This is a genomic window from Pseudomonas sp. Con_6 (genome assembly GCF_059379395.1).
In genome coordinates this window covers 4,623,447-4,649,952 of record NZ_CM182011.1, presented here as the reverse complement: position 1 = coordinate 4,649,952, position 26,506 = coordinate 4,623,447, and the positions used below count along the sequence as shown (strand labels likewise).

At 63.2% G+C, this 26,506-nt stretch carries 21 protein-coding genes, 1 tRNA gene and 2 pseudogenes; 7 read left to right on the top strand and 17 right to left on the bottom strand.

What is annotated here, in order from left to right:
- Positions 1 to 6: 6 nt before the first annotated feature.
- Positions 7 to 1,230 carry a lipase family protein gene (locus tag AC5QPF_RS20595; RefSeq protein ID WP_494959645.1) on the bottom strand — a complete coding sequence of 408 codons (1,224 nt, stop codon included), beginning with the start codon at positions 1,228 to 1,230 and terminating at the stop codon, positions 7 to 9.
- 277 nt (positions 1,231 to 1,507) lie between these two features.
- Between AC5QPF_RS20595 and AC5QPF_RS20590 the strand changes: the two genes are divergently transcribed.
- Complete coding sequence (locus AC5QPF_RS20590) at positions 1,508 to 2,578, top strand: sigma 54-interacting transcriptional regulator (RefSeq protein ID WP_494959644.1); 1,071 nt, start codon at positions 1,508 to 1,510, stop codon at positions 2,576 to 2,578.
- Here AC5QPF_RS20590 and AC5QPF_RS20585 read toward each other — a convergent pair.
- A complete protein-coding gene (locus tag AC5QPF_RS20585) occupies positions 2,575 to 4,188 on the bottom strand; it encodes an inorganic phosphate transporter (protein WP_494959643.1) in 1,614 nt (537 codons plus the stop codon). The two genes, AC5QPF_RS20590 and AC5QPF_RS20585, sit on opposite strands and share 4 nt — an antisense overlap.
- 213 nt (positions 4,189 to 4,401) lie before the next feature.
- On the opposite strand from AC5QPF_RS20585, the gene AC5QPF_RS20580 reads away from it, so the two are divergent.
- The 6 genes from AC5QPF_RS20580 to AC5QPF_RS20555 all read left to right on the top strand — a co-directional run bounded on the left by AC5QPF_RS20580 (position 4,402) and on the right by AC5QPF_RS20555 (position 8,658).
- The gene (locus tag AC5QPF_RS20580; RefSeq protein ID WP_494959642.1) at positions 4,402 to 4,833 is read left to right on the top strand and encodes a GNAT family N-acetyltransferase; all 432 of its coding nucleotides are present in this window, start codon (positions 4,402 to 4,404) and stop codon (positions 4,831 to 4,833) included.
- Positions 4,834 to 4,968: 135 nt separating this feature from the next.
- Entirely contained in the window at positions 4,969 to 5,322 is a 354-nt protein-coding gene (locus AC5QPF_RS20575) for a helix-turn-helix domain-containing protein (protein ID WP_494959641.1), read from the top strand.
- Positions 5,323 to 5,456: 134 nt separating this feature from the next.
- On the top strand, positions 5,457 to 6,098 hold the full coding sequence (gacA, locus tag AC5QPF_RS20570) for a response regulator transcription factor GacA (RefSeq protein WP_042125913.1): 642 nt from the start codon (positions 5,457 to 5,459) through the stop codon (positions 6,096 to 6,098).
- Between the two features lie 2 nt (positions 6,099 to 6,100).
- Positions 6,101 to 7,924, top strand: coding sequence for an excinuclease ABC subunit UvrC (uvrC, locus tag AC5QPF_RS20565; protein WP_494959640.1), 1,824 nt, complete (start codon positions 6,101 to 6,103; stop codon positions 7,922 to 7,924).
- Positions 7,925 to 7,956: 32 nt separating this feature from the next.
- Complete coding sequence (gene pgsA, locus AC5QPF_RS20560; RefSeq protein ID WP_494959639.1) at positions 7,957 to 8,517, top strand: CDP-diacylglycerol--glycerol-3-phosphate 3-phosphatidyltransferase; 561 nt, start codon at positions 7,957 to 7,959, stop codon at positions 8,515 to 8,517.
- A 65-nt stretch (positions 8,518 to 8,582) separates the two neighbouring features.
- Positions 8,583 to 8,658, top strand: a tRNA-Gly gene (locus AC5QPF_RS20555).
- 317 nt (positions 8,659 to 8,975) lie between these two features.
- Here AC5QPF_RS20555 and AC5QPF_RS20550 read toward each other — a convergent pair.
- The 15 genes and pseudogenes from AC5QPF_RS20550 to AC5QPF_RS20480 form a co-directional block, all read right to left on the bottom strand.
- Positions 8,976 to 10,352 carry an L-serine ammonia-lyase gene (locus AC5QPF_RS20550; RefSeq protein ID WP_494964218.1) on the bottom strand — a complete coding sequence of 459 codons (1,377 nt, stop codon included), beginning with the start codon at positions 10,350 to 10,352 and terminating at the stop codon, positions 8,976 to 8,978.
- Positions 10,353 to 10,596: 244 nt separating this feature from the next.
- Positions 10,597 to 11,106 (bottom strand): annotated as a pseudogene (locus AC5QPF_RS20545) (methyl-accepting chemotaxis protein); the annotation flags it as partial.
- A gap of 396 nt (positions 11,107 to 11,502) precedes the next feature.
- Positions 11,503 to 12,363, bottom strand: a pseudogene (locus AC5QPF_RS20540) (cache domain-containing protein); the annotation flags it as partial.
- A 440-nt stretch (positions 12,364 to 12,803) separates the two neighbouring features.
- Positions 12,804 to 13,967: an enolase C-terminal domain-like protein gene (locus tag AC5QPF_RS20535; RefSeq protein ID WP_494959638.1), complete on the bottom strand. Its 1,164-nt coding sequence runs from the start codon at positions 13,965 to 13,967 to the stop codon at positions 12,804 to 12,806.
- A 49-nt stretch (positions 13,968 to 14,016) separates the two neighbouring features.
- Entirely contained in the window at positions 14,017 to 15,237 is a 1,221-nt protein-coding gene (locus AC5QPF_RS20530) for a hypothetical protein (RefSeq protein WP_494959637.1), read from the bottom strand.
- Between the two features lie 19 nt (positions 15,238 to 15,256).
- The gene (locus AC5QPF_RS20525; protein WP_019098956.1) at positions 15,257 to 15,751 is read right to left on the bottom strand and encodes a flavin reductase family protein; all 495 of its coding nucleotides are present in this window, start codon (positions 15,749 to 15,751) and stop codon (positions 15,257 to 15,259) included.
- Between the two features lie 49 nt (positions 15,752 to 15,800).
- The gene (locus AC5QPF_RS20520; protein ID WP_494959636.1) at positions 15,801 to 17,237 is read right to left on the bottom strand and encodes an aldehyde dehydrogenase family protein; all 1,437 of its coding nucleotides are present in this window, start codon (positions 17,235 to 17,237) and stop codon (positions 15,801 to 15,803) included.
- Between the two features lie 150 nt (positions 17,238 to 17,387).
- Entirely contained in the window at positions 17,388 to 18,536 is a 1,149-nt protein-coding gene (locus AC5QPF_RS20515) for an MFS transporter (protein WP_494959635.1), read from the bottom strand.
- A 61-nt stretch (positions 18,537 to 18,597) separates the two neighbouring features.
- Positions 18,598 to 20,244 carry a GMC family oxidoreductase N-terminal domain-containing protein gene (locus AC5QPF_RS20510; RefSeq protein ID WP_494959634.1) on the bottom strand — a complete coding sequence of 549 codons (1,647 nt, stop codon included), beginning with the start codon at positions 20,242 to 20,244 and terminating at the stop codon, positions 18,598 to 18,600.
- A gap of 39 nt (positions 20,245 to 20,283) precedes the next feature.
- A complete protein-coding gene (locus AC5QPF_RS20505) occupies positions 20,284 to 21,366 on the bottom strand; it encodes an ATP-binding cassette domain-containing protein (protein WP_494959633.1) in 1,083 nt (360 codons plus the stop codon).
- Positions 21,299 to 22,165, bottom strand: coding sequence for an ABC transporter permease (locus AC5QPF_RS20500; RefSeq protein WP_019098951.1), 867 nt, complete (start codon positions 22,163 to 22,165; stop codon positions 21,299 to 21,301). Before AC5QPF_RS20500 ends, AC5QPF_RS20505 begins: the two co-directional genes overlap by 68 nt.
- Positions 22,159 to 23,055 (bottom strand): ABC transporter permease subunit, encoded by an 897-nt coding sequence (locus tag AC5QPF_RS20495; protein WP_494959632.1) that lies wholly within the window; start codon positions 23,053 to 23,055, stop codon positions 22,159 to 22,161. The genes AC5QPF_RS20500 and AC5QPF_RS20495 overlap by 7 nt, the downstream gene beginning before the upstream one ends.
- Before the next feature lie 182 nt (positions 23,056 to 23,237).
- Complete coding sequence (locus tag AC5QPF_RS20490; protein ID WP_019098949.1) at positions 23,238 to 24,344, bottom strand: LLM class flavin-dependent oxidoreductase; 1,107 nt, start codon at positions 24,342 to 24,344, stop codon at positions 23,238 to 23,240.
- A 343-nt stretch (positions 24,345 to 24,687) separates the two neighbouring features.
- A complete protein-coding gene (locus tag AC5QPF_RS20485) occupies positions 24,688 to 25,038 on the bottom strand; it encodes a Rid family hydrolase (RefSeq protein ID WP_494959631.1) in 351 nt (116 codons plus the stop codon).
- Between the two features lie 30 nt (positions 25,039 to 25,068).
- Positions 25,069 to 26,496 carry an FAD-dependent oxidoreductase gene (locus AC5QPF_RS20480; RefSeq protein ID WP_494959630.1) on the bottom strand — a complete coding sequence of 476 codons (1,428 nt, stop codon included), beginning with the start codon at positions 26,494 to 26,496 and terminating at the stop codon, positions 25,069 to 25,071.
- Positions 26,497 to 26,506 lie beyond the last annotated feature (10 nt).

The following is a 26,506-nucleotide window of genomic DNA, read 5'->3' as shown; positions in this document are numbered from 1 at the left end:
ATGTCCTTATTGCACGGTGGGATTGCAGATCGGCGCGACCGCCTGGCCGCTGAAGACCTTGCGGGCGAAGGGCAGGGAGTCCTTGAGCGAGGCGTTGACCGTCTCGCTGTGACCGAGGCCCTTGTACAGGTGGCCTTCCACCACGGAGCCGGCCTTGCAGGCGTCCTGCATCAGGGCGACCTGGGTCGAGGCGGCGGGTGTCTTGTCTTCCGCGCCGGTGCCGATGAAGATCGGCTGCGCCAGCTTCAGCGTCGGGTAGCTGACCTGGGCCTGCCAGGCCTTGAGCTGTTCGCCGTCATTGGCCTTGCGGGTGTTGGCCGGGGTCAGGCCGGTGCCGATGACGTCGGCGGTGAGCGCCGCCAGGCAACTGGTACGGGCCTGCTCGAACAGCGGTAGGGCCTTGTCGGTGTAGTAGTCGCGCGGGTCGATCTTCGGGTTGTACTGCTGGGCGGCGAGCAGGGTGTAGAAGCCGTAGGCGAGGGAGGCATCGACCTTGTCCGGATCCTGCTCGCCGACATTCTTGCTGCCGACGGTGTAGATCACCCCGGTACCGACGCTGCCTTTCAGGCCCAGGTCCGGGGCGTAGGTCGGCGCGTAGGCGGCCGAGGCGAAGGCGCCGGCGCCACCTTGCGACTGGCCGAGCACCAGGACCTTGTTGGCCAGGCCGGGCACGCCGCCAATCACCGCCCGCGCGGCGTCGAGGATGCCGTAGGCGGCCATGCGGTTGTTCAGCAACGGATGGCCGCCTGGGGTGCCGAGGCCCTGGTAGTCGGTGGCGACGATGGCGTAGCCCTCGCTCAGCCAGCGCGCCAGGTACTGCACGTCGCGGTAGGAACGGCCGGCCCAGGACGGCGCGCAGACATCCGCCACGCCCACGGTGCCGTGGCCCCAGGTGACCACCGGCCAGCCGCCTTCCGGCGCCTTGCCTTGGGGAATGAACAGCGCGCCGGATACCGCGATCGGGGTCTTGTCATCGATGCCATCGGTGGAGCTGTAGAGGATGCGCAACTGTGAGGCGGCGCCGGGCAGGCTCAGGGTCTGCTCCAGCGGTTCGCTGCGCAGCAGCTTGCCCGGGGTGGCGGGGATGGCCTTGTCCCAGGTGTAGAAGGCCGAGACCCGGCCGTCGCCTTGCAGCGGGTCGGGTTTCGGCGCGTGGGTTTCAGCGGCCAGGGCAGTGATGGAGAGGGTCAGCAGGCTGAGGCCGACGACGAGGGGGCGAGGCAGTTTCATGAGGGGTCCTTGAACGAAACGACGGTCGAGAGCCCTTGAGCGAAAGCCATGCCAAATGTGCGGAAAAGCGCTACAGGCCTTGTTCGGCTTGGCTTACGGCAGAATCAGCCGTTACCGGGTGCAGGCCGCCATGCTGATCGCCACGCAACGGTTGTTGCCGGGTTGCTGCTGGAGCAGCACTGCTGTTTTTGGAATATACAAATGCAAATTAATAATTATTTGTTCTAATTTGTTTCGTGCACTATGAAGGCGCGCCACCCTTGCCAGGAATGCCCTCATGTCGCTGATTACCCATCCCAACGCCCGCGAGCTGACCAAGTCGGTCCGCGCCACCGTCCTGGTGTTCAAGGACCCGCGCTCCCAGGAACTGCTCAACCGCATCGAGCGCCTGGCACCCAGTGAAGCCAATACGCTGATCATCGGCGAGACCGGTACCGGCAAGGAGCTGGTGGCGCGCCATATCCATCAATTGAGCCGCCGTGGCCGCGAGCCGTTCGTGGCGGTGAACTGCGGCGCCTTCGCCGAGACCCTGGTGGAGAGCGAGCTGTTCGGTCACGAGAAGGGCGCCTTCACCGGCGCCACCAATGCCAAGGCTGGCTGGTTCGAGGCGGCCAACGGCGGCACGCTGTTCCTCGACGAGATCGGCGACCTGCCGCTGAACATGCAGGTCAAGCTGCTGCGGGTACTGCAGGAACGCGAGGTGGTGCGTCTCGGTTCGCGCACGCCGGTACCGATCAACGTGCGCCTGGTGGCGGCGACCAACGTCAACCTGGCGGATGCCGTGGTAGCGGGGAATTTCCGCGAGGACCTGTTCTATCGCCTGCATGTCGCGACCATCCGCCTGCCGCCGCTGCGCGAGCGGCCGGGAGATATCCTGCCGCTGGCCGAGTTTTTCCTCGAAGAGCATTGCCAGCGCCTGGGCTACAACCGCGCCAGTTTGAGCCTGGAAAGCGAGCGCAAGCTGTTGGCGCACAGTTGGCCAGGCAACATTCGCGAACTTGAAAACGCCATCCACCATGCCTTGCTGGTGTGCCGGCAGCAGTTGGTGCAGCCGGGCGACCTGCACCTGGTGGACATGCGCCCGTCCGGCGTGCGCCAGGACGAACCGGTGTTCGCCGCGCCGCGCCTGCCGGCCGCGCCGCCGGACCTGGAGGCGGCGCTGACCGCGTTGTTCGAGCAGAACATCCCTGACCTCTACGAGCACATCGAGGAAGCCGTGTTCCGCACCGCCTACCGCTTCTGCCATGGCAACCAGCTGCAGACCGGGCGCCTGCTGAACATCAGCCGCAATATCGTGCGGGCCCGGCTGGAGAAGATCGGCGAGTTACGCAGCAGTAGCAGCGCCTAGATGAACAGGGTCAGGAACCAGTAGAGCCCGCCTGCCAGCAGGATCGACATCGGCAGGGTCAGCACCCAGGCCAGCGCCAGGTTGCGGATGGTCCGCATCTGCAGGCCGGAGCCATTGGCGACCATGGTCCCGGCCACTCCGGACGACAGGACGTGAGTGGTCGATACCGGCAAGCCGAAATGGTCTGCCGCGCCGATGGTGAACATTGCCACCAGCTCTGCCGAGGCGCCCTGGGCGTAGGTCAGGTGGGTCTTGCCGATCTTCTCGCCGACGGTCACGACGATGCGTTTCCAGCCGACCATGGTGCCCAGGCCGAGGGCCAGGGCCACGGCGACCTTGACCCAGACCGGGATGAAACGCGTGGCGTTGTCGATTTCCTGCTTGAAGGCCTGCACCGTCTGTCGCGTCTTCGCATCGACCTCCAGCAGCTTGTGCTTGTCCATGAGGCGTATCGCCTCGCTGGTCAGGTACATGTCGTTGCGCACGTTGCCCACCGCTTCGGCGGGAATCGCAGCCAGCGAACCGTAGCCGCCGACCTGCTGGCCGATGGTACCGGCCAGTTCGGCGAGGGCTGGAATCAGCAGCGGATTGTCTTCGGGTTCGCGGATGAACGTGGTCAGCACCTCCCGCGGCTGGGCCTGCAACAGCGGCTGGGTCGTGTAGGCAGAGAGTGCCTGGCGGGTGTCTTCGGCAACGATGGCGAACTGCTGGGCGTGGTCGGCTGGCACGCTGCGGTTCAGCGCGTAGGCCATGGGCAGGGTGCCGACCAGGATCAGCATGATCAGGCCCATGCCTTTCTGGCCATCGTTGGAGCCGTGGGCGAAGGACACGCCAGTGCAAGTGACGATCAGCAGACTGCGGATCCACAGGGGCGGTGGCTGGTTGCCCACGGGGGCCTGGTACAGCGCGCGGTTCTTCACCAGCTTGCGCAGGCCGAGCAACAGGAGGGCGGCGCAGGCAAAGCCCAGCAGCGGCGAGAAGAGCAGGGCGTAGCCGACCTTGCTGGCCTGGGCCCAGTCCACCCCGGCGGTGCCGTCGCGGCCATGCATCAGGGCATTGGCCACGCCGACGCCGATGATCGAGCCGATCAGGGTGTGCGAGGACGAGGCGGGCAGGCCCAGCCACCAGGTGCCGAGGTTCCAGATGATCGCCGCCAGCAGCAGGGCGAAGACCATGGCGAAACCGGCGGAGGAACCGACCTGGAGAATCAGTTCCACCGGTAGCAGAGCGATGATGCCGAAGGCCACCGCGCCGCTGGAGAACAGCACGCCGAGGAAATTCCACAACCCCGACCAGACCACCGCGAAGCGCGCCGGCAAGGAGTGGGTGTAGATCACCGTCGCCACCGCGTTGGCGGTGTCGTGGAAGCCGTTGACGAACTCGAAGCCGAGGGCGATCAGCAGTGCCAGGCCGAGCAGCAGGAAGGGGGTCCAGGTGGTGATCACCGTGCCGCTGGCGTGGATATCGCTGATCACGCTCCAGGCGGTATAGAGCAGTGCGCCGATCAGCAGGCTGCAGAAGACCACGGCGGGGGTACGGCTCGCGCGCGAGTCGGAGGGGGATGTTGCAAGCGCGTCCGAAGACGGGACGGCGCTGGTCTGGGTAGTCATGAAAGGGTCCGGGGGTGACATTTTCAGGCTCCTGCCTGTACCAGTGCAGCGTACTAGCATAGGCGCGGGCGACCATGACGCCAGTCAATGAATACGGGTGGTTTGTTTTATTCACGGGGCTTATTGGGGAGAGCGTGCGGCGCATCGCCACCCTCATGCGATTTCCTGCCAGACTTCAAAAACACAACCACTCGTTCGCCAAGAGACCCCACCGTGCCTCCGCACCTGACCCCCGCCACCGACCAGGACCTGCCCTTCGCCCGCGATCTCACCCGCCGCGGCATGCTGCGTTACTACTGCCAGTACGACCTGCTCTGGCTGGACGAAGCCTTCGACCAGGCCTGGGGCTGGCGCGAGCAATGGCGGGTGATGGACGGTGAACAGCTGGCGGGATTCTGCAGCTTGAGCCAGGACAGTCGTGCGTTGTATATCCGCGAATTGCATATATCCGACGAAGCGCGCAATCGTGGGATGGGCACCTGGGTGTTGCGTGAATTGAATGGTTGGGCGGGGCAGCGCCGATTGCCGCTGTTGCGACTGACAGTGTTCAAGTCCAACCCGGCGCGCCAGCTGTATCGACGTGAAGGATTCGACGAAGTCGGCGAGGAAGAATGCTTCATCCGCATGCAGCGAACGGTCCGTTGACCCCCTTCGAAAGGCGTAGGGCGTCTTGTGCACTAATTCGCAACGCAGGCATAGTGCTGAGCTGTTGACGGCGCAGCGGATGTGCCGGGTTTTCCTACCCTCCAATGGGTATTTTGCAAAGGGATCTGTATTCAAATGAAGGGTATCGGACTACGTCTCAGGGAAGAACGCGAACGCCTCGGCCTCACTCAGCGGGCATTCGGCGACATTGGCGGGGTGGAACCCAATGCCCAGGGCAAGTATGAAAGCGGCGAGCGTACGCCGCGTGCCGATTACCTCGCTGCGGTGGCGGCCAGCGGCGTCGATGCGCTGTATGTACTGAGCGGGGTGCCGACCCCGGCGATGCTGGACGACCTGCGTCCCGGTGAAAACCATCTGCTCGACTGCTATCGGCGGCTGCAACCGGCCGATCAGCAGGCCGTAAGACATCTTCTGGAAAGCTTGGCGGTTAATTCCACTATGGCTGTAGGCAAAGTGGCGTTGGCTTGATCTGATAAAGCGAAACAGGAATGTCGAAAAAATGAAATCTGACGTCATATTCATGACGCATTCTGTTAGGTCCACCACGCAATTTTTTGATAAGGTGGCCGGATCCAATTCAGACCGTAAGGCGAGGTGTCTGCTTGATTAGGGTTCTGGTGGTCGACGATCACGATCTGGTACGTACCGGTATCACCCGCATGCTGGCCGACATCGACGGTCTGCAGGTGGTTGGCGAAGCCGATTCCGGTGAGGCGGCACTCAAGGTTACTCGCGAGCTGAAGCCGGACGTGGTCCTGATGGACGTGAAGATGCCTGGCATCGGCGGCCTGGAAGCCACCCGCAAGCTGCTGCGCAGTCACCCCGATATCAAGGTGGTGGCGGTTACCGTCTGCGAAGAGGATCCATTCCCCACCCGCCTGTTGCAGGCCGGTGCGGCGGGCTATTTGACCAAGGGCGCGGGCCTCGACGAAATGGTCCAGGCCATCCGTCTGGTCTTCGCCGGGCAGCGCTACATCAGCCCGCAGATCGCCCAGCAGTTGGCACTGAAATCCTTCGAGCCGAAGAATGCCTCGCCGTTCGACAGCCTGTCGGAACGGGAAATCCAGATCGCCCTGATGATCGTCGGTTGCCAGAAGGTACAGATCATTTCCGACAAGCTGTGCTTGTCGCCGAAAACCGTGAACACGTACCGTTACCGCATCTTCGAGAAACTCTCGGTCACCAGCGATGTGGAACTCACCTTGCTGGCCGTCCGCCACGGTATGGTTGACGCCAACCTCTGATCATGACCCCCGTGTTCGATCCAAGTGCTTTCCTCGCGACCTGCAGCGGCCGTCCGGGTGTCTACCGGATGTTCGATGCAGGCGGTCGCCTGCTGTACGTCGGCAAGGCCAAGAACCTCAAGAAGCGCCTGGCCAGCTACTTCCGCAAGACCGGCCTGGCGCCGAAGACCGCCGCACTGGTGGGGCATATCGCCCAGGTCGAGACCACCATCGTCTCCAGCGAGACCGAGGCGCTGCTGCTCGAGCAGACGCTGATCAAGGAGTGGCGCCCGCCTTACAACATCCTGCTGCGTGACGACAAATCCTACCCCTATGTGTTTTTGTCCGACGGTGAATTCCCGCGGCTGGGTATTCACCGTGGCGCCAAGAAACAGAAGGGCAAGTATTTCGGCCCGTACCCCAGCGCCGGAGCGATCCGCGAAAGCCTGAGCCTGCTGCAGAAGACCTTCCATGTACGCCAGTGCGAGGACAGCTATTACGCCAACCGCACCCGGCCCTGCCTGCAATATCAGATCAAGCGCTGCAAGGCGCCCTGCGTTGGTTTTGTCGAGCCGGCCGAGTATGCCGGGGACGTGCGCCACTCGGTGATGTTCCTCGAAGGCCGCAGTCACCAGTTGACCAACGAACTGAATGCCGACATGGAAAAGGCCGCCATGGCCCTGGAATTCGAGAAGGCGGCCGAGCTGCGCGACCAGATCGCCTTGCTGCGCCTGGTCCAGGATCAGCAGAGCATGGAAGGCGGCAGCGGCGACGTTGACGTGGTAGCGGCCTTCGTCAACCCGGGCGGTGCCTGTGTGCACCTGATCAGCGTGCGCGGCGGTCGGGTGCTGGGCAGCAAGAACTTCTTCCCCCAGGTGGGCATCGAGGAGGAGGTGGCCGAAGTCATGTCGGCCTTCCTCGCCCAGTATTACCTGGGGAATGCCGAGCGCGAGCTGCCGGCGGAGCTGATCGTCAACGTCGTGCACGAGGACTTCGATGCCCTGCGTGACGCGGTGGAGACCCTGCGTGGCCGTGAGCTGAGCATCAGCCACCGGGTCCGCGGTACCCGTGCCCGCTGGCAGCAGCTGGCGGTGACCAACGCCGAGCAGGCGCTGATGGCGCGCCTCGCCAACCGCCAGCACATGGCCCAGCGCTTCGAGGCCCTGGCCGAAGTGCTCGGCCTGGCGGAAGTGCCGCAGCGGCTGGAGTGCTACGACATCAGCCACTCCAGCGGCGAGGCTACCGTGGCCTCCTGCGTAGTGTTCGGCCCGGAAGGCCCGCTGAAATCCGACTATCGCCGTTTCAATATCGAAGGCGTCACCGCCGGCGACGACTATGCCGCCATGCAGCAGGCCCTGACCCGCCGTTACGGCAGGATCAAGGACGGTGAGGGCAAGCTCCCCGACGTGTTGCTGGTGGACGGCGGCAAGGGCCAGTTGAACATGGCCCGGGAAGTGATGCAGGCCCTGCAGGTGCCCGACCTGACCCTGCTCGGCGTAGCCAAGGGCGTGACCCGCAAGGCCGGTTTCGAGACCCTGTACCTGAACGACGTGCACAACGAGTTCACCCTGAAAGGCGATTCCCCGGCCTTGCACCTGATCCAGCAGATCCGCGACGAGGCCCACCGCTTCGCCATCACCGGCCACCGTGCCCGGCGTGGCAAGGCGCGGCGCACCTCGAGCCTGGAGGATGTCGCCGGGGTCGGGCCGAAACGCCGTCGTGACCTGCTGAAGCATTTCGGCGGCTTGCAGGAATTGTCCCGCGCCAGCGCGGAAGAAATCGCCAAGGCGCCGGGAATCAGCAAAAAGCTCGCCGAGTCGATTTATGACAGCTTGCATAGCGAGTAGAATGCCCGCTCACCTCGCAGCCAGTTGTCCCGATGAATATCCCGAACCTGCTTACCGTTCTTCGCGTACTGCTCATCCCGATCTTCATTCTGCTGTTCTACGTGCCGTATCACTGGAGCTACGTAGCCGCCAGCAGCGTCTTCGCCATCGCCGCCGCCACTGACTGGCTCGACGGCTACCTGGCCCGGCGCCTGCAGCAGAGTACGCCGTTCGGCGCCTTCCTCGACCCGGTGGCGGACAAGCTGATGGTCGCGGTGGCCCTGGTCCTGTTGGTGCAGGTCCATGCCAACCTGTGGTTGACCTTGCCGGCGGCGGTGATCATCGGTCGTGAGATCGTCGTCTCGGCGCTGCGCGAGTGGATGGCCGAGCTGGGGGCGAGGGCGCATGTCGCGGTGTCGAACCTGGGCAAGTGGAAGACCGCCGCGCAGATGCTGGCGCTGGTGATCCTGCTGGCCAACCCGGCGACCCTGAGCACTTGGGTAGTGCTGGGTTATGCGTTGCTGATGGTCGCCGCGGGCCTGACCCTGTGGTCGATGGTGCAGTACCTGCGGGCCGCCTGGCCGCACCTGCGGGAAGGTTCGGAAAAGAAATAAAGTTTTTTGAATCAAGGGGTTGACGAATTATTTCAACTCTATACAATGGCCACCATCAAGACGACGCGGGAATAGCTCAGTTGGTAGAGCACGACCTTGCCAAGGTCGGGGTCGCGAGTTCGAGTCTCGTTTCCCGCTCCAAATATGGCGATCCAGAGTGCTGAAAAGTCTCTGGATCGAAAGAAAAAAGGCCCTTCGGGGCCTTTTTTCGTTGTGCGGGAAACTGTCGGAGCCGGCAGTATCCGCGATTTTCAGGTTCACAATTGGGTACAAGGAATCCGAGCCCCCTGGGGGCGGGCACGTGCCTGATGGTTCCTGGCGATGTACCGGCCCGCGTTGCAATGTACTGGTAGATCAAGACCTGGGTTGCTTCTTGGCGCATGATGGCCGCAGGTGCCATCGGTGATGGTTTTTTCACCTTGCCTACCTACCTTACTCCGAACAAACGCTATAAACCTTCAGCACTCAACGAATGCGACTGCAAGTCCACCTTTGGAGGTTTCCTTGTAGTTGGAGTGCATGTCCGCTCCGGTATCTCGCATTGTCTTGATTGCCTGGTCCAGCGAGATGAGGTGTTCACCGTCGCCGCGCAGGGCCATCTGCACGGCATTGATGGCCTTGACGGCGGCGATGGCATTACGTTCGATGCAGGGAACCTGGACGAGCCCTCCCACCGGATCACAGGTGAGGCCGAGGTTGTGCTCCAGGGCGATTTCGGCTGCGTTTTCAAGCTGGGCGGGAGAGGCTCCGACGATCTGCGCCAGACCCGCCGCTGCCATGGCGCATGCTGATCCGACTTCCCCCTGGCAACCGACCTCAGCTCCCGAAATAGAGGCGTTTTTCTTGCACAGAATGCCAACAGCCGCAGCCGCCAGCAGAAAATCGACAACATCATCCTCGCTGGCGTCTGGTGTGAACTTCATATAGTAATGAAGCACCGCCGGGATGATGCCGGCAGCCCCATTGGTGGGTGCCGTCACCATTCGCCCGCCAGCGGCGTTCTCTTCATTGACGGCCAAGGCGAAGAGATTGACCCATTCCATGGCGCTCAACGTCGAGCAGATCACGTTGGGCTTCGCTGCGTCGAGCAGGCTGCGATGCAACTTCGCCGCCCGACGCCGCACATTGAGGCCGCCAGGCAGAATTCCCTCGTTTCGCAGGCCGTTGTCGACACATTCGCGCATCGCTGTCCAGATATCCAGGAGGCCGGTGCGGATGGCTGCTTCAGGGCGCCAGGCGCGTTCGTTTTCCAGCATCAATTGACTGACGGACAAGCCGGACGCCTTGCAGAGCCGCAACAGTTCATCGGCGCTCGAGAACTCGTAGGGCAGTGGTGTGTTCGATGGGCCAGAGGCTGGCGCATCGACTTCTCTGTCTTCCACGATGAAGCCGCCGCCAATCGAGTAATAAGTCCTGGACTGGATGACACCCGCTTCGCCAAGCGCGTCCAGGCGCATGGCGTTGGGGTGGAAGGGCAGTTCCTCATCGAGCAGCAACATATCGCGGTGGTAATCGAACTCGACAGGGTGGCTGCCGTTCAGCATCAGGCACCGCTCCTGAAGCAGGGTTTCAATCCGCGATTCGATGGTCTCGGGCGCTATTTTGTCAGGCCACTGTCCCATCAGCCCAAGCAGGCAGGCCCTGTCGGTTGCATGACCGACCCCGGTGGCAGACAGGGAACCGTACAGGCGTACCTCGACCCTGCGAGTCAGTGGCAGCAGCCCCTGTTCGCCCAGTTGCCGGGCGAACGTCGCTGCTGCGCGCATCGGCCCCACGGTGTGCGAGCTTGAAGGGCCGATGCCGACCTTGAACAGGTCAAATACGCTTATTGTCATGTCAAATCCTATGCAGGCGTTTTCCAGGGGGACGGCCCTGTTGCAGAACCGGGATGTCCACTGGCCATTCAATCCGCGCGCCAAGTGGGCCTCGGCGCGCGTCATTTTTCGCGAAGCCTTGTAGAACCTGGCTTTGACAGGGGCCACCAGGCCAGGCGCATGGCGTTTGAGCGGCCCTTTCTCATCCATGCAATGATGCCGGCTCAGTCCTGAGAAGCGCATGACCGACCCGTCGCTGTCACGGTCACGTCCGGAAGCTGGACATCAGCCGCTGCTGTACATTGGCCAATTCATTGAGGCTGGTGCCAATGGCGGCGGCATGCTCCGACTGCGTCGCCAACTCCTTGGTCACGTCCCTGATCGCGATGACCGTCTTGCTGACCTCCTCGGACACTGCACTCTGCTCCTCAGCCGCGCTGGCGATTTGCAGGTTCATGTCGTTGATGACGGCCACCGCGCCATTGATCTCATCCAGCACTTTGCTCGCCCGCCGCACCTCTTCCACACTGCTGGTGGCCTGGGCGTGACTGCGTTGCATGGCCTTGACCACCACATGCGTACCGGCTTGCAGTTGTTCGATCACGCCGCGGATCTCGCTGACCGAGTCCTGGGTGCGTCGCGCCAGGTTGCGAACCTCGTCGGCTACCACGGCAAACCCACGGCCGGACTCTCCAGCTCTTGCAGCCTCGATCGCTGCGTTGAGGGCCAGCAGGTTGGTCTGCTCGGCGATCGAGCGAATGACCTCCAGTACGCCGCCAATCTCGTCACTGCTGGTCGCCAGCCCCGAGACATCCTGCTGCGCCTGGTCGATGTGTCCGGCAAGTTGGACAATCACGTCGTTGGTATGGCTGATGGCGCGCAACCCTTCCTGTGCCGCTGTATCCACATCCGCCACGGCGTTGGCGGCCTGGGCGGCGCTTCGGGCCACTTCGTGGGAGGTAGCGGTCATTTCCTGAGAGGCCGTCGCGACCAGGTCGATCTCCCTGAACTGCTGTTGCATGCCGGACAACCCCGTGGCCGCTACCGAGGCCGCCTGGTCAGCGGTAGCCCGGGTGTCATTCACCGAGCGGGTGACAGCGGCGATAACCGGTTGCAACTTGTCGAGGAAGCGGTTGAACGCACCGACCAGCCGTCCGATTTCATCGTTTTGGTGATGCCTCAGCCTGTGTGTGAGGTCGCCGTCGCCGTCGGCGATATCACCGAGTGCAACCGCCACCCGCGTGATCGGCTGGCTGATCGCATGACCCAGCCAGGCGATCAACAGCAGGGCAGCCAGCGCTACGCCGCTGCCAACCAGTAACTGGATCTGCATGCTATGTGTGGAAACGCTGTCCAGCTGCGCTCCCAATTCCCGGGACGGTGCAAGGAGATGGCTCATGGGGACGGCGACAAGCGACGTCCACCAAGTGCCATCGGGCGCCTGGAAGGGTGTGACGGCGAGCATGTCGTCGCCGAGCTGGAGGACCTTGGCCCCTCCAGGGCCCGGTGCAGCTTTCAGCAATGTGCCGAAGTCCGCTTCCACGGTCGTCAGGGGCTTGCCCAGGTGCTCACGGGAAAGACTGTCGGCGGCCACCTGGCCATCCGGGCTCGCCAGCAGCACCCTGCCATGTCCGCCATACAGTTGATCGGAAGCCGTCGTGACGCGGCTTTGCAGGCTGGCGAGGCTGATATCGACGCTCATTACGCCTTCGGCCTGCCCGGTGATGCGCAGTGGGACTGCGACCGTGGCCATGAGGGTGCTGACACCCGAAGCGTCGGTATAGGTATAGGGGTTGGTGAGGCAGACGGCCGAACGCTGCATGGCGCAGGTGTACCAGTAGGTCGCTGTCGTACCGTCGTCGACGATTTCCTTTTCAGGGATGGTGTAGCTGGGTATATGAGTCGAGCGGTACACCGCGAAGCGACCACGCTCGTTGCCCTCGGCGCCCCTGTTGATGAAGGACTGATCCTGGTCGGCCGGTTGCAGCGCTACGCCCACGCCGAAGGGCAGGGGGTTTTGCTTCACCTGCATGGCCAGGGCATTACCGATAGCGATGCGGATGTCGCTCTCGCTGGTTTGCATGGCTCGTTTGTTGTCGCGCTCGAGCATGAGCTGCCGACTCAAGGTCTGGCCGAACTCCGCTGCCTGTAGAAAGAACGCCTCCGTTTGCCTGGCCTGGGCGCGCCCGACCTCGCTCAGGTACGTTTGCGCATCCTGCTGGAGCATGTCGGCGCTGGCTTGTTTGACCATGAGTACCGAGCGGTTGGAAAGATACAAGGCGCTACCAATCAGGGCGGCAACGGTCGCGGTGATGCACAGGCCGGCCAACAGACAGATCCGTGCTCTGATCGAAAGACTGCTGAAAACTTCCATGAGCGTGTTCCATCGAGCCCGTCGGGCTCTCATCAATGTGACGACTGGCGAGCATGAAAAAGGCCGCAATCGCGGCCTTCTTCATCAATGGTGGGAAATCACTGAGCTTTGCATTCAGCCCAGAGGTAAGGCGCGATGGCCGCTTGATCCAGGGTGACGCCCAGCCCGGGCTCGGCGGTGATGCCAAGCTTGCCATCGGCGATTCGCTCTTCCGGAGCGCCCTGCACAACCTGCACGTACTTCGGTGAATCGCTGAAGTACGGGTAGATCTCCATGGTCATGAAGTTTGGCAGCGTCACAGCCACCTGCATGGTCGCCGCAGTGCACAGCGAGCTTGCGCAGTTATGCGGGGCGACGCGCATGTTGTAGGCCTCGGCCATGGCCGCGATCTTCTTCGTTTCGCCCAGGCCACCGGTGTTGCCGACATCTGGCTGGACGATATCGACGATCTGCTTCTCGATCAGGCGGCGGAAGCCCTGGCGGGTGTACAGTCGCTCGCCGGCCGCCATCGAGGCTTGGGTGGCGTTGGCGATCTTTTCCATGGCGCCGACGTCGAAGGCATCGCACGGCTCCTCGATCCAGGTGATGCCCAGATCCTCGTAGCGCTTGCACAGGCGGATGGTTTCGGCAGTGGTCATGCCGCCGCTGAGGTCGATGTACACCTCGGCTGCGTCACCGGTGACTTCCACCAGTTGCTTGACCCGCTGATAGGCCAGCTCGGTGAAATCACGATCATGTGCCCGACGCTGCACATGCTGCAGGCGGCCTTTTTCATCCTGGGTGGCCAGCGGATAGCACTTGAGTGCTTTGTAACCGTCCTTCATCGGCCGCTCGGCAGCCTGTGCCCAGGACGCGGCGTCGAAGCAGTGATAGTTCCAGCCGTTGGCGTAGACCGGTACTTCATCGAAGACCTTGCCGCCGAAGAATTCGTAGATCGGCAGGTTGGTTGCTTTGCCCTTGATGTCCCACAGGGCGGTCTCGATGGCACTGATCCCGGCAAAGACGATGGCGCCGCCGCCCTTGGCCCAGAAGGAATTGTCGTACATCTTCGAGTACAGCTCTTCGATGCGGAACGGGTCGGCACCGATGATGACGCGCTCGCACAGGTCCTTGATCATGCCGGCGGCGGCGGTGGCACCCAGGCCGTAGGCGATGGCTGCTTCACCGATACCGGTGATGCCCTGGTCGGTGGTCAGTTCGACGATGATCGGTTTGACGTAGCCGCTTTCCACCAGGAAGACTTTTGCTGCGATGACTTTCATGTGAGCTCCAGTGTTGTTGTGCTCTGCAAGGCCGGGCTTGCAAGGGGGGTTATTGGAGAAGCAGGTGATCCATGGCACTGAGCAAGGGCGGATGGTCGGCGCACAGCCGGTCCACGCTGGCGATGGCCAGGGTTACGGTTTTCAGGTCGTGGCGTTGTTGCAATGTGCTGCCGATGGCGCTGGCCAGGTGGGCGCACGCCTGGGGACCCATGCCGCGTGCGCTGACCGGCAGGGTGCAGAGCATCAGGCTTGTGGTTTCGAGGTCGGAGCGTCGTTCCAGGCTGATGCCCAGGCGGCCCAGCGCTACGTTGGCCTGGCGGCCGGTCAACCCGAGGGCAGCGGAGTCCAGCACCACGGCCTGGATGTCGGTTCCGCCGGATAGCACGTGCAGCTTCTGGTTGTTGAAGACCTCGGCCATGGCACGGGCGTTATCCAGTGCCAACTGTTGCTGGGCGATCTGCAGCGGCGATCTCGCCTGTTGCAGGCAGCGCAGCAACCCCAGTTGCACCCGTTGCGGCATGACGGTACCGAAACGCTGCTCGAAGACTGTCTGGAATCGCCGGAACAGCGCCTCGTCCCGGGTCATGAAGAAGCCGCCGCGCGGCCCTTGCAGGGATTTGTGAGTAGCGCCGGTCAGCACGTCTGCCCAGGCCAATGGACTGGGATGCAAGCCGGCGGCGATCAGGCCGGCGACCCTCGAAATATCGATTACCAGGATCGCGCCGACCCGGTCGGCCAGTGCGCGCAACGCCCGGTAGTCGTGATGACGGGTGTAGCTTGAATATCCGGCGACAATGCAACGTGGCGGGTCGGCCAGCACCTGATCGATCAGGGCTGGGTAGTCCACCAGTCCATTGGCAAGACGCACTGCGCGCTGGCGCACCAGGCGGGGCGTGGTGGCCGACACGTAGAGCGTGTCCAGCGTGGTTTCCAGTTCGGCATCGGGCAGGCACAGCACCCGGTCTCCCGGTTGCAGCAGCGTCCGCAATACCGCCTGGTTGGCCTGGATCGCGCTGCTGGCTGCGAAGCTGGCGAACGGTGCTTCGAACAGGCGCCGGGCCAGGGCTCGCAGGTCGCGAGCCACTTCTTCACGCCCCAGGCGGTAGACCCGTTGTCCAGGCATGCAGCGAACATCGCTGACCAGCTCGCGCTGGGCCAGGCTGTCGGACGGGCCGAGGTTGAGCCGGCCGCGTTCGGCGCGCCAGCCGATCTTTACGGTCGACAGCAGATCCTGCATCAGCCCGGGCAGCGGGGTGGCCATCAAGGTCATGCTCAGTGCTCCGGGGCGTTCAACGATTGGCCACATACTCGACCGCCTGGTGCAGGCCACGGCCTTTCCAGAGCAGGCACTCGTTGAGGTCCGCCTCGCACAGCGCGATCGACTCGATCAGACCGACGAAAATGGTGTGGGAAAAGCCGTCGAAGCAGTTGCCGATGCGGCACACCAGGCCAACAGGGGCGTTGTTCAGCACCGGCGCCTTGCCGTTGTCCAGGACCCAGTCGTCGAGGTCGAAGCGCTCGGCACCCTTGGCACTGTTGAAGCGGCTGACTACGTGGGCATGGGCCGGCGCCAGCAGGCTGACGCCGAAATAGCCGTTGTTGAGGATCAGGTCGTGGGCCGAAGCCGTCTTGTTCACGCACACGATCACCGAAGGCGGTTCGCACGACAGGCTGCACACGGCGGTGGCGATCAGGCCGGCCGGTTGTTCGTTGGCGAAGGTGGTGATGGCGGTGACGGCGCCGGCGAACCGGCCCATGGCTTCTTTGAATTGTTGTTCGATCATGGCGGTGTCCTCGATAAAAGCCGGCTGCGACGGCAGCCGGCCTGGGGGGTCAGGCGTGCAGGCAGGAAACGAAATGGGTGTGCAGGTAGCCGTCCAGGGCTTCGCTGCCACCCTCGGACCCATGTCCGGAATCCTTGATGCCGCCGTACGGGGTCTCTGGCAGGGCCAGGCCCAGATGGTTGATGGTGAGCATGCCGGCCTCCACGCCCTGGGTCAGGGCGTGGATATCGGCCTGGCGCCGGGTCCAGGCGTACGAGGCGAGGCCGAAGGGCAGGCGGTTGGCTTCCTCGATGGCTTCGTCGAGATGACGGAAACGGATGAACAGTGCCACCGGGCCAAAAGGCTCTTCGTTCATGATGTCCATGTCGTGGCTGACGTTGCTCAGCACCGTCGGCGCATAGAAGTGGCCCGGGCGGTCCAGGCGAACGCCACCGGTTTCCAGGCGCGCGCCCTTGGTCACGGCATCGTCCACCAGGCGTTCCACGGCCTGCAGGCGGCGTTCGTTGATCAACGGACCGACCTGGGTCGACGGATCAAGGCCGTCACCGACCTTCAGTTGGGCCGCTGCATCCCGGAACATTTCGACGAAACGGTCATGAACGCCGTCCTGGACCAGGAAACGGGTCGGGGAAATGCACACCTGGCCGGCATTGCGGAACTTGAAGGCGATCAGCGCAGCGCAGGCGGCTTCAAGGTCGGCGTCGTTGCAGATGATCACCGGTGCATGCCCGCCCAGCTCCATGGTGGCTGGCTTCATATGCTGGCCGGCGAGCGCGGCGAGGTGTTTGCCTACCGGCACCGAGCCAGTGAAGGACACCTTGCGGATGATCGGGCTGGGGATGCAATGATCGGAGATCTCTGCTGGCACGCCATACACCAACTGCAGCGTGCCTGCGGGCACGCCGGCGTCGACGAAGCAGGCGAACATCGCGGCGGGTGCTGCTGGGGTTTCCTCGGGGCCTTTGATCAGCATCGAGCAGCCAGCGGCCAGTGCCGGGGCGATCTTGCGCAGGATCTGGCTGACGGGGAAGTTCCAGGGGGTGAAACCAATGGCCGGGCCCACGGCAACGCGGATCGCTTGCTGGGTTACGTTGCTGGCGCGAGACGGGATCAGCCGGCCATAGGTGCGCCGGGCTTCCTCGGCGAACCAGTCGACCAGGTCGGCGGCGCCATTGACTTCCATTCGGGCCTCAGCCAGCGGCTTGCCTTCCTCGACGGTGATCAGAGTGGCGATGGCTTCGCTTCGCTCGCGCATCAGACCGGCCGCCTTGCGCATGATCTTGCTGCGCTCGAAAACCGAGATGCCTTGCCAGGCCTTGAAGCCGGCCTGTGCAGCCAGCAGCGCCTCGTCAAGGTCGGCGCGGCTGGCATGAGCGAAGCTGCCGATGATCTCGCCGGTGGCGGGATTGCTGACTTCGCCCCGCACGGCATCACCGCCGTTACGCCATTGACCGTTGATGAGCAGTTTGACTTCTGGATAACTCATGGCATCTCCTGACCGTTCGGTGCATCCCCGGGAATCGCGGGATTTCTTGTCTGATCAGGACAGAGCAATCGCTATGCCATTTTTTTTATTCATTAAAATCAATGGCTTGAAGTTGCTTCTCGGCAGTTTCTCAATAGTGAGAAGACGTTCTCACCCGGTTGTCAGGCCGCGTGTCACTGCCGGTCGGGCAAACAGGCACAGCACCAGCAGGGTTGCGGTAAGGCACCAGAATGCAGTGTGCAATGAGGTCAGTTCGGACAGGTGGCCGATGAAGCCGGGCCCGAGCAGGATCCCCAGGTAGCCGATGGTCGCCACCGTACTCAGGCTGGCTGCAGCGGGCATACGATTCTGGGTTAGCGCGGCGCGGAACAGGATCGGGACGGCGTTGGCCATGCCCAGTCCGGCAAGCGCGAAGCCGATGAGAGCGCCAGTGAGCGATGAGGTCTGGGCGAGCACAAAGCCGAGCAGGGCAAAGGCGCTGCCACCGATCAGCAGCACACTGTCGCCGAGCCAGCGCGCCAGCCGGTCCCCGACCAGGCGTGCGCAGGTCATTGCCAGGGTGAACACGCTGTAGGCAATGCCCGCCGACTCCAGTGGCACGCTGTGAACCCCTTTGAGGTAAAGCGCGCTCCAGTCGAGCATGGCGCCTTCGATCAGCAGGCAAATGAACGCCAGTGCAGCCATCAGCAGTACCACGCCTCTGGGCCAGAGGAATGCTGCGTTGTCCAGGGCTTCGAGTTCGCGAATCTGGTGACCGCGCGCCAATAACAGGATTGCCAACGCTATCAGCGCCGCCGTGAGCGCTGCCCACAGGGGCGTGGCGCCCTGGTTCAACAGCAGGGTGACGCCTGCCGCTCCGGCGAAGGTTCCGGCGCTGAACAGCCCATGAAAGCCCGACATCAGCGGTTTGGCCGCGGCTTTCTCGACCATGGCGCCTTGCAGGTTGACGCAGATATCGCCGAGCCCCAGGCATGCGCCGAAGATGAACAGCGCCACCGCGAACTGCCAGGCAGAGAAAATCACCGCCAGGGCAATCAGAGAGGCACAGAAACAAGCCCCGGAGAGTTGCATGAGACGCCTCAGGCCAATGCGCTGGGCGATCCGGCCGGCGAAGGGCATGCTCAACAGCGAGCCAAGGCCGAGGCACAGCAACAGACTGCCGAACAGGCCGTCGTCGAGCAGCATGCGTTGTTTGGCATAGGCCACCAGCGGTGCCCAGGCCGCCATGGTGAAACCGACGGCGAAGAACGTCAGGCGCGTAGCGCGTTGGTAGGCGGGAGTTCCGAACATCGATTGCATGGAGAATTCCTTGAAGAAAAAAGGCCACCCGAGGGTGGCCTTCGTCAGTGAAGAAGCAGGCTCAAACGTGAGCCTTGGCTGGCTCGGCTACCTGGATCGCGTCTTGCCGTGATTGCGGGAGCAGCGAACGACGGCCCTTGATGAAGTCGGCCAGGCGCTCGCCAAGCATCATCGACGGGGCGCTGGTATTGCCCGAAACAAGCGCCGGCATTGCCGACGTATCGCACACCCGCAGGCCTTGCAGGCCATGCACGCGGAACTCCGGATCGACCACCGCCATGGCGTCGGTGCCCATCTTGCAGGCGCCTGAAGGGTGCAGAGCGCCCTGGGCTGTTTCGCGGACGAAGCGCACACGTTCCTCGTGCGTCGCCAGCGGATGGCGTGGGCGGTGCACGTGCGCAACATACGGCTTGAGGGCGGGTTGCTCCATGATCTCCATGCCCAGGCGCACCGCTTCGGCAAGCTGCTCGACATCGTACGGATCGGACAGGTAGTTCGGGTCCACCCGGGGCGGGGTGTCCGGGTTGCCGTCGCGCAAGCGTACCGTACCGCGCGAACGCGGGCGGGTCTGATAGACGTTGACCGTACAGCCGTTGCCGCTCGGAGTGGTTTCCGCTCCTTCCTCGACACCGGCGCCGGGCAGGAAGTGGAACTGCAGGTTCGGCAATGGATCATTCTTGTCGCCGTACCAGACCAGACCGCCTTCACAGATGTTCGAGGTGATGGGGCCGTTGCGGAACAGCAGGTACTGGAGACCGGCCCAGGCCTGCCAGTGCAGCTTCTTGTACTTGTCGTAGCTATGCGGGCCGGTCAGTTCGTAGATCAGGAACATGTCCACATGGTCCTGGAAGTTTTCCCCGACGCCCGGCAGGTCGTGGACCACCGGCACGCCAACCGAGCGCAGGTGCTCGGCCGGGCCGATCCCGGAGCGCAGCAGCAGGGTCGGCGAGCCAACCGCACCGGCACTGACGATGACTTCCTTCTCGGCGCGCAGCACCTTGACCTGGCCGCCCTGGCGGTACTCCACGCCATAGGCGCGACCGTTCTCGACCAACACCCGCAGGACCTGGCAGCCCGTACGAATCTTCAGGTTGGGGCGCTTGCGTGCCGGGTTGAGGTACGCCACCGCAGCGCTGCAGCGCAGGCCGTTGCGCATCTTCACCTGGTAGAAACCGACGCCTTCCTGCTTGCCGGAGTTGAAGTCCGCGGTGAAGGGGATCCCCAGTTGCTGCGCGGCCTTGACCCAGCTCTTGGTGAGGTAATGGGTGGCCCGCTGGTCCGACACACCCAGTGGCCCGCCCTGGCCGTGGGCTTCGCCGGCGAAGCGCTCGTTGTCTTCACTACGCTTGAAGTACGGCAGCACTTCCTTGTACGACCAGCCAGTGCAGCCCATGGCCTCCCAGTTGTCGTAGTCCTCGGGGCAGCCGCGCATGTAGACCATGGCGTTGACCGAGCTGCCACCGCCGAGCACGCGCCCCTGGACCATTTCCGGGGTGATGCCGTTCTGTTCGCGCTGTGGTTCGAGCTTGTAACGGGTCAGCAGGTTGCCCTTGGCCGTCTTGAAGTAGGTCACGGGCATGTGGATATAGGGGTTCCAGTCCCGCGAGCCCTGTTCGAGCAAGGTGACCGAAACGTTCGAATCTTCCGTAAGCCGGGAGGCCGCTGCACAGGCAGCCGGGCCTCCGCCTACCACGATGTAATCAACCAACTTGGGTACTCCTTTCTTATTGCTGTAATAGGGGGGCGGTCAGTGGGTCAGTACGACCACAGCCTCGTCGGGCCACGACAGGCGGACCCGGCTGCCGGGCGCATGCTCGATCCCGGTGACCGGGCGCGCTTGCTGGCAGGTGAACAGGCTTTCGCCGTGCCTGACCTGGTAGACCACACGATTGCCGATGAACATCACGTCTTCGATATCCCCCGTCAGGGCGTTGTGGCCGGGGGCGGCGGTGCCCGGAGCAGCGGCATCGAGGCGGATGGCTTCAGGGCGGATCGACACCGATACGCTGGCTCCGGCACTGGCCCGACGCACTGCACCGCGGGCGCTGAAAAAGGCGGTGGAAATGTCGGCCAGGCCATCGCTGACCCCGCCGACGTGGCCCTGGACGATGTTGGTGTCGCCGAAGAAACGCGCGCAAAACAGCGATTCCGGCGCAGCATAGAGATCCTGGGGCGAGCCGAGCTGTTCGATCTCGCCCTTGTTCATCAGCACTACCCGGTCGGAAAGGATCATCGCTTCGTCCTGGTCATGGGTGACGTACACGAAGGTCGTGCCGGTCTCCTCGTGGATGCGCTTGAGTTCCTTGAGCATGTGGTGGCGGATCTTCAGGTCCAGCGCCGCCAGCGGCTCGTCGAGCAGCAGCACGTCGGGCCGGTTGACCAAGGCGCGGGCCAGGGCCACGCGCTGGCACTGGCCGCCGCTGAGCTCGTTGATCCAGCGGTTGGCGAAGCTGTCCAGTTGCACCAGGTGCAGCATGGCATTCACCTGCTCCTTGATCTTCGCCTTGGACACGCCCTGCAGGCGCAAGCCGAAGGCGACGTTGTCGAACACATCCAGGTGCGGGAACAGCGCGTAGCGCTGGAACACCATGTTCACGCTGCGCTTCTCCGGTGGCAAGGCCACCGCATCGTTGCCCGCGATCAGCAGGCTGCCGCTGGTCGGTGCCTCGAAGCCGGCGATGATCCGCATCAGGGTCGTCTTGCCGCAGCCGCTGGGGCCGAGGAGGGTGAGGATCTCGCCCTGGCGGATATCGAGGTTGATGTCATTCAAGGCCTTGAAGGGGCCGAACGACTTGTGCACGTTCTGCAGTTGCACGATCGGACGGTTCATGGGCATCGACTCCAGTGGGCGAGGTACGGTAGGAAGTTTTTGCACGGCGCTGCAGCCAGAAGGCGGCGCCGGCGGCGAGGATCACGATCAGCGACAGGGCGAAGGCGACCATGGACGCTGCGTTGATGGTCGGGTCGACCGTGCGTCGCATCATTGACCAGACCATCATCGGCAGCGTGGTCTCGTTGCCGCTGACGAACACGGTGATGATCAGTTCATCGAACGACAGGGCGAACACCAGGATGGCCGCGCCGATCAGGCTGGGTCGAAGGATCGGCAGGGTCACCATGCGGAACGCTTGCAGCGGGCTGGCGCCGAGGTCGCGGGCGGCTTCTTCGAGGGAGGGATCGAAGTAGTCGATGCGCGAGCGCAAGGTGGCGACGAAGAACGGCAGGGCATACAGCGTATGGGCGATGGTCACGGTCAGCAGGGAGCGGTTCAGGCCCATCTGGGCGAAGGCGCTGAGCAATGCGATACCGAGGAACAGGCCGGGCAGGGCGATGGGCGCCGAGCATAGCGTTGCCACTGCTTCGCGCACCTTGCCCTTCATGCGGATCAGCGCCAGTGCCACGCTGGCCCCGAGCAGGGTGGTCGCCAGCGAGGCCAGGCTTGCCACCAGCAGGCTGTTGTACAGCGAACTGCGGAAAGTCTGACTGGCGAAGATCTGCTCGTACCAGCGCAGGCTCCAGCCTTCGAACGGGAACACCAGGGAGGCCGAACTGTGGAAACTGAACATCCCGATGACCACGATCGGCGCATAGAGGAACAGCAGGTAGAGCCAGAGATAGAGCCTCAGCATGATTTCTGCTCCTGTTCGTGGAAGCGCAGCCCCGGCGCCAGGCGCAGTGCGCGCAGCAGTTGGGTGAAGGTGATGTAGATACCGATGAACAGGACCAGGGTGATGAATGCCATCGCCGCGCCCAGCGGCCAGTTGCCGGCGCTGCGGAACTGGTTGGCGATCAGCAGGCCGTTGGTGACACCGTCGCGCCCGCCGAGCAATTGCGGGGTGATGTAGTCCCCGGCAGCGAGAATGAAGGTGAACATGAAGGCCGAGACGATGCCTTTATAGGCCATCGGGATGATCACCCTGAGCAACACCTGGGTCCGCGTTGCGCCCAGGTCGCGGGCCGCGTCGAGGTAGTCCTGCTTCACATCGCGCAGCGCCGAGACCAGCAACAGCAGGGCGAAAGGAAACATGATGTGGACCAGGGTGATGATCGAGGCGAAGGGGCTGAACAGGAGGAACTCCAGCGGTTGCTGGATCAGGCCCCATTGCATCAGCGTGCTGTTGATCAGCCCATTGGTGCCAAGAATGGTCCGCCAGGCATAGACCCGTACCAGGTAGCTGGAAAACCAGGACAGCAGGATCAGGTAGAACGCCGCGTTGCCGCGTGCTCGATAGACGATGTAGTAGGCAGCGGGAAAGCTCAGAACTACCGAAACGATGGCCGTCCACAGGCCGTTGTTCAGCCCGGTGAGGCCGGTGCGCCAGAAGCCGGCAGCGGTAAGCGTTCGTGCATAGTTGTCGAGGTTGAAGGTCGGGTCGATCACAAAGGACCGGGCCGTCCAGAAGCTGTACAGCAACAGCAACAAGCAAGGAAAGACGAAGAACACCAGCATGAACATCATGGACGGTGCTGCGAGCACCGAACTGAGTACGGTCTGGCGTTGGGTAATGTTCAGACCCATGGCAACTCCTCGGCCGCAAGGCCACAGCAGCCTCGCCCGTGTGGGCGAATTGATCGAAACCTCATTGTTGTAATGGGGGCTCCCCGGTGAAGGGGAGCCCCGTGCTTCTTCGGCAGTTCAAGGTGAAACCGATCGGGCGACTGCTCCGGTCGCCTTGGCCGGGCTCAATGGCCCGGCCTTGCTCAGGCTACGTGCTTGAGGGTGGCGCAATAGTCGCGCAGCTTCGGCATCACCGATTCACTGAGCAGACGCAGCGACTTCTGGTGCAGGGCAGGGTTTTCCCAGTCCTTCTGGGTGGTCAGCAGGGTACCGAACGGCACGCCGACGTAGTCGACGAAGGCCACCAGTTTGTCCAGCACGGTTTTCGGCGAACCGGACATGACCATCCAGTCCAGGCAGTTTTCACGGGTGACTTCGCTGTCCGGGATCTCGGCGGAAGGCTTGAGGATGCGCTTCATGTTGAACGCTGCCATGTCTTCGACGATGTAGTCGTAGTACCAGCCATAGGAGCTGTCCGGGCGGGCGAGGTAGTCGGCGGCCTCCTGATCGGTGTCGGTGACCAGGATCGAACGGGCGATGCGCCACAGGTTCGGGTCTGGACGACGGCCGGCTTTCTCGCAGCCGATGACGAACTGCTCCCAGTGCGACTTGACGTGGACTTCAGGGATGAAGTTGGCACTGACGATACCCCAGCCGCGTTCACCGGCCTGGCGTGCGCTGCTCGACGACGGGCTCATCACCGAGATGGCCAGCGGTGGATGTGGCTGCTGGAAGGGCTTGAGCATCGGTCCGAAGCCCAGCGACGGGATGATGTTCTTCTCCAGCTTCACGTTCCAGTACTTGCCCTGGATGTTGTAGGGCGGATCGGAGGCCCAGATCTTGTGGATGATGTCGACCGACTCGGTGGTCATCTCGGCGCGGTTGAGGTCCTGGGTGCCGAACAGTTCCATATCCGACACCAGGCCGCCAGGACCAACACCCATGATCAGGCGGCCGCCGCTCAGGTGGTCGAACTGGGCGACATCGCCAGCGACTGTGGCCGGATGGTGCTGGGGCAGGTTGAGTACGCCGGTGGCGAACTTGATGTTCTTGGTGGCGTCGAGCAGGGTGGCGAAGAATTGCAGCGGGTTGGCCACTGGCTCGGAACTGCAACTGTAGTGTTCACCGACCCAGACTTCGCTGAAGCCAAGTTGGTCGGCGAGGATCGCGGCTTCGCGGTCCTGTTGCAGCATTTCGGTGTAGTTACGCCGTGGGTCGTGCAACGGCATCATGAACAGACCGAGTTCCATAGTATCTCCTGGCTTCGCTTGTTATTGGTGGTGTAGACGTCAGGGCAACCCGGCGATGCGTGGTCGCTGGAAGCCGTCCGTACTGGGTTTTTGCAACAAGGGTGCCAAGAGTTTTTTGTATTTATATGTCTTTGATTTTCAAGGTTTTATTTTTATTTTTCGCTGATTTTTCTGCGCTTGGCGCATTGCTGAGACAAGGCCCGGAGTTGGCTTCTCGATAATGAGAAAATGCTTTTGGGTAGCGCAAAAGCACCGCGGGACGTGCCCGCTCCTGCAGCCTTCCCGTTGATTGGGCAAGCTTGCGAGAGCGGGCGCGTCCCGCGTGATGGAACCTGACCTCAGATCAGACCGCTGCCTGCAAGGCGATCTCCACCAGGATGCTCTCCGCTGCAAGGTTGGCCTCAACCGTAGCTCGGGCTGGCAAGGCGCTTTCCGGAATCCACTGTTCCCAGACTTCATTCATCGCGGCGAAATCCTTTACCACGTGTTTGAGCCATACCTGGGCGAAAAGAATCCTGGACTTGTCGGTCCCGGCGATCGCCAGCAGTTCGTCGATCCGCGCGAGGATCTGTTGCGTCTGCCCGGTAATGTCCTGGCTGCGATCAACCGGTGTCTGCCCGGTGACGTAGGCGATGCCGTCATGTACCAGCACATGGCTGAGGCGTTTGCCGTTGGGTTCGAAGCGCTGAATCATGTTTTTTCCTCGGGTAGGGTTGGTGGTTCGTTAGCGCACGCCAATGCGCAGGCCCAGCAAGGCGGGCAGTGCGGCAACGGATTGCGCGGTGCAGGAGGCGCGGCGCTCCATCTGCTCGGCTTCCTCGCAGGCGAGAATGGCCCGGCGGATGGCGCAGGCGCCCAGGTACTTGAAAGGTTCGGGTGGCAGGCGCGGGACCTGGCGCTGGCAGAACGGCGAGAGGAACCATTTGTCCTTCTGCTCCAGTACCAGCGACGACAGGCATTGCCCGGCGATCCATCCGGCCTGGACGCCATGTCCCGAGAATCCAGCGGCGTAATGGATGCCCGGTTGGTGGGTCTTGAAGAACGGCACCCGATCCGCCGAAACGTCGATAGGCCAGCCCCAGCTCTGCGCAAAGCCGGCCCGTGCCACGCCAGGCAGCAAGCGTTGCAGGCCCGCCCGCGGGCGTTCCAGGCTGGCCGGGTCATGGCGCAACCGCGGCGCGCCGGCGTCGTTGCCCCAGCCGATCGGCCCTGACCCCGAGCCCATCAGCACGCGGCCGTCGCGGGTCTGGCGGAAGTAGTGGAGGAACATCCGCGCGTCGTTCATGCCCATCGCCTTGCTCCAGCCCAGTTGCTGCAGGGCATCTTCATTGCGGTTGGACATGGTGGCGTAGCTGGAGAACAGGCTCATCCGGCTGCCGATACCCGACACCCCGGCCAGCCCCACGTTGGTCGCCAGCACGACATGCCGTGCGATCGCGATACCACCGTCCACCTTCACGCGATGCGGCTTGCCTTCCTCGATACGGGAAACCGGCGAGTTTTCGTAAAGGGTCACGCCGGCCTCGAGCGCCGCTGCCTTGAGGGCAAGTACCAGGCGCCCGGGATGCACGTTGCCGGCCTCGGGAAAGTAGATGCCCGAGCCGAACACCGGACTTCCCACCAGTTCACGCACCTGTGGAGCGGACAGGGGCTGGACATAGTTCTCCACACCAAGCCCGGCGCAGCCGTCGAGGAACTTGCGCAGGGCTGCTTCCTGCGCCCGGCAGGTCGCTACCCGCAGGTTGCCTTCTTCCTTCCACCACACATCGCGACCGGGCGCAGTGACGAAGGCCTTGAACGCCTGCTGTGCCTCGCTGCCCAGTCGCGCCAGTTCCAGCGCCGTGTCGGTGCCGAATGCGCGGATGTTGGCAGGCAGGGACTGCCAGTAGCCATGAACAATGCCCCCATTGCGGCTGCTTGCACCGTCGCCGACCCGGGAAGCCTCCAGCAGCCCTACCTTGAGGTGAGGGGCGCGGGACTTGAGGATAATCGCGCTCCACAGGCCGGCGAAGCCACCGCCGACGATAGCCACGTCCAGTGCCACCTGGCCTTTCAAAGCTGGCCGGGCAGGGCCGTGGTCGCGCTCGATGTCCTCCCGCCACCAGGACCAGTTCGCCCGGTCCGTGCCGGATACTGCCGCTTGCAATTCCATCTCGTCAGCC

What these genes read in the sequence shown, in the direction of transcription:
- AC5QPF_RS20490 (WP_019098949.1), bottom strand. Translation starts at nt 24,344, where the DNA reads ATGGAACTCGGTCTGTTCATGATGCCGTTGCACGACCCACGGCGTAAC.
- pgsA (WP_494959639.1), top strand. Translation starts at nt 7,957, where the DNA reads ATGAATATCCCGAACCTGCTTACCGTTCTTCGCGTACTGCTCATCCCG.
- AC5QPF_RS20530 (WP_494959637.1), bottom strand. Translation starts at nt 15,237, where the DNA reads ATGACCTTGATGGCCACCCCGCTGCCCGGGCTGATGCAGGATCTGCTG.
- AC5QPF_RS20485 (WP_494959631.1), bottom strand. Translation starts at nt 25,038, where the DNA reads ATGATTCAGCGCTTCGAACCCAACGGCAAACGCCTCAGCCATGTGCTG.
- AC5QPF_RS20515 (WP_494959635.1), bottom strand. Translation starts at nt 18,536, where the DNA reads ATGCAATCGATGTTCGGAACTCCCGCCTACCAACGCGCTACGCGCCTG.
- AC5QPF_RS20500 (WP_019098951.1), bottom strand. Translation starts at nt 22,165, where the DNA reads ATGCTGAGGCTCTATCTCTGGCTCTACCTGCTGTTCCTCTATGCGCCG.
- AC5QPF_RS20550 (WP_494964218.1), bottom strand. Translation starts at nt 10,352, where the DNA reads ATGACAATAAGCGTATTTGACCTGTTCAAGGTCGGCATCGGCCCTTCA.
- AC5QPF_RS20535 (WP_494959638.1), bottom strand. Translation starts at nt 13,967, where the DNA reads ATGAAAGTCATCGCAGCAAAAGTCTTCCTGGTGGAAAGCGGCTACGTC.
- AC5QPF_RS20525 (WP_019098956.1), bottom strand. Translation starts at nt 15,751, where the DNA reads ATGATCGAACAACAATTCAAAGAAGCCATGGGCCGGTTCGCCGGCGCC.
- AC5QPF_RS20590 (WP_494959644.1), top strand. Translation starts at nt 1,508, where the DNA reads ATGTCGCTGATTACCCATCCCAACGCCCGCGAGCTGACCAAGTCGGTC.
- AC5QPF_RS20505 (WP_494959633.1), bottom strand. Translation starts at nt 21,366, where the DNA reads ATGAACCGTCCGATCGTGCAACTGCAGAACGTGCACAAGTCGTTCGGC.
- uvrC (WP_494959640.1), top strand. Translation starts at nt 6,101, where the DNA reads ATGACCCCCGTGTTCGATCCAAGTGCTTTCCTCGCGACCTGCAGCGGC.
- AC5QPF_RS20480 (WP_494959630.1), bottom strand. Translation starts at nt 26,496, where the DNA reads ATGGAATTGCAAGCGGCAGTATCCGGCACGGACCGGGCGAACTGGTCC.
- AC5QPF_RS20520 (WP_494959636.1), bottom strand. Translation starts at nt 17,237, where the DNA reads ATGAGTTATCCAGAAGTCAAACTGCTCATCAACGGTCAATGGCGTAAC.
- AC5QPF_RS20575 (WP_494959641.1), top strand. Translation starts at nt 4,969, where the DNA reads ATGAAGGGTATCGGACTACGTCTCAGGGAAGAACGCGAACGCCTCGGC.
- AC5QPF_RS20585 (WP_494959643.1), bottom strand. Translation starts at nt 4,188, where the DNA reads ATGACTACCCAGACCAGCGCCGTCCCGTCTTCGGACGCGCTTGCAACA.
- AC5QPF_RS20595 (WP_494959645.1), bottom strand. Translation starts at nt 1,230, where the DNA reads ATGAAACTGCCTCGCCCCCTCGTCGTCGGCCTCAGCCTGCTGACCCTC.
- AC5QPF_RS20495 (WP_494959632.1), bottom strand. Translation starts at nt 23,055, where the DNA reads ATGGGTCTGAACATTACCCAACGCCAGACCGTACTCAGTTCGGTGCTC.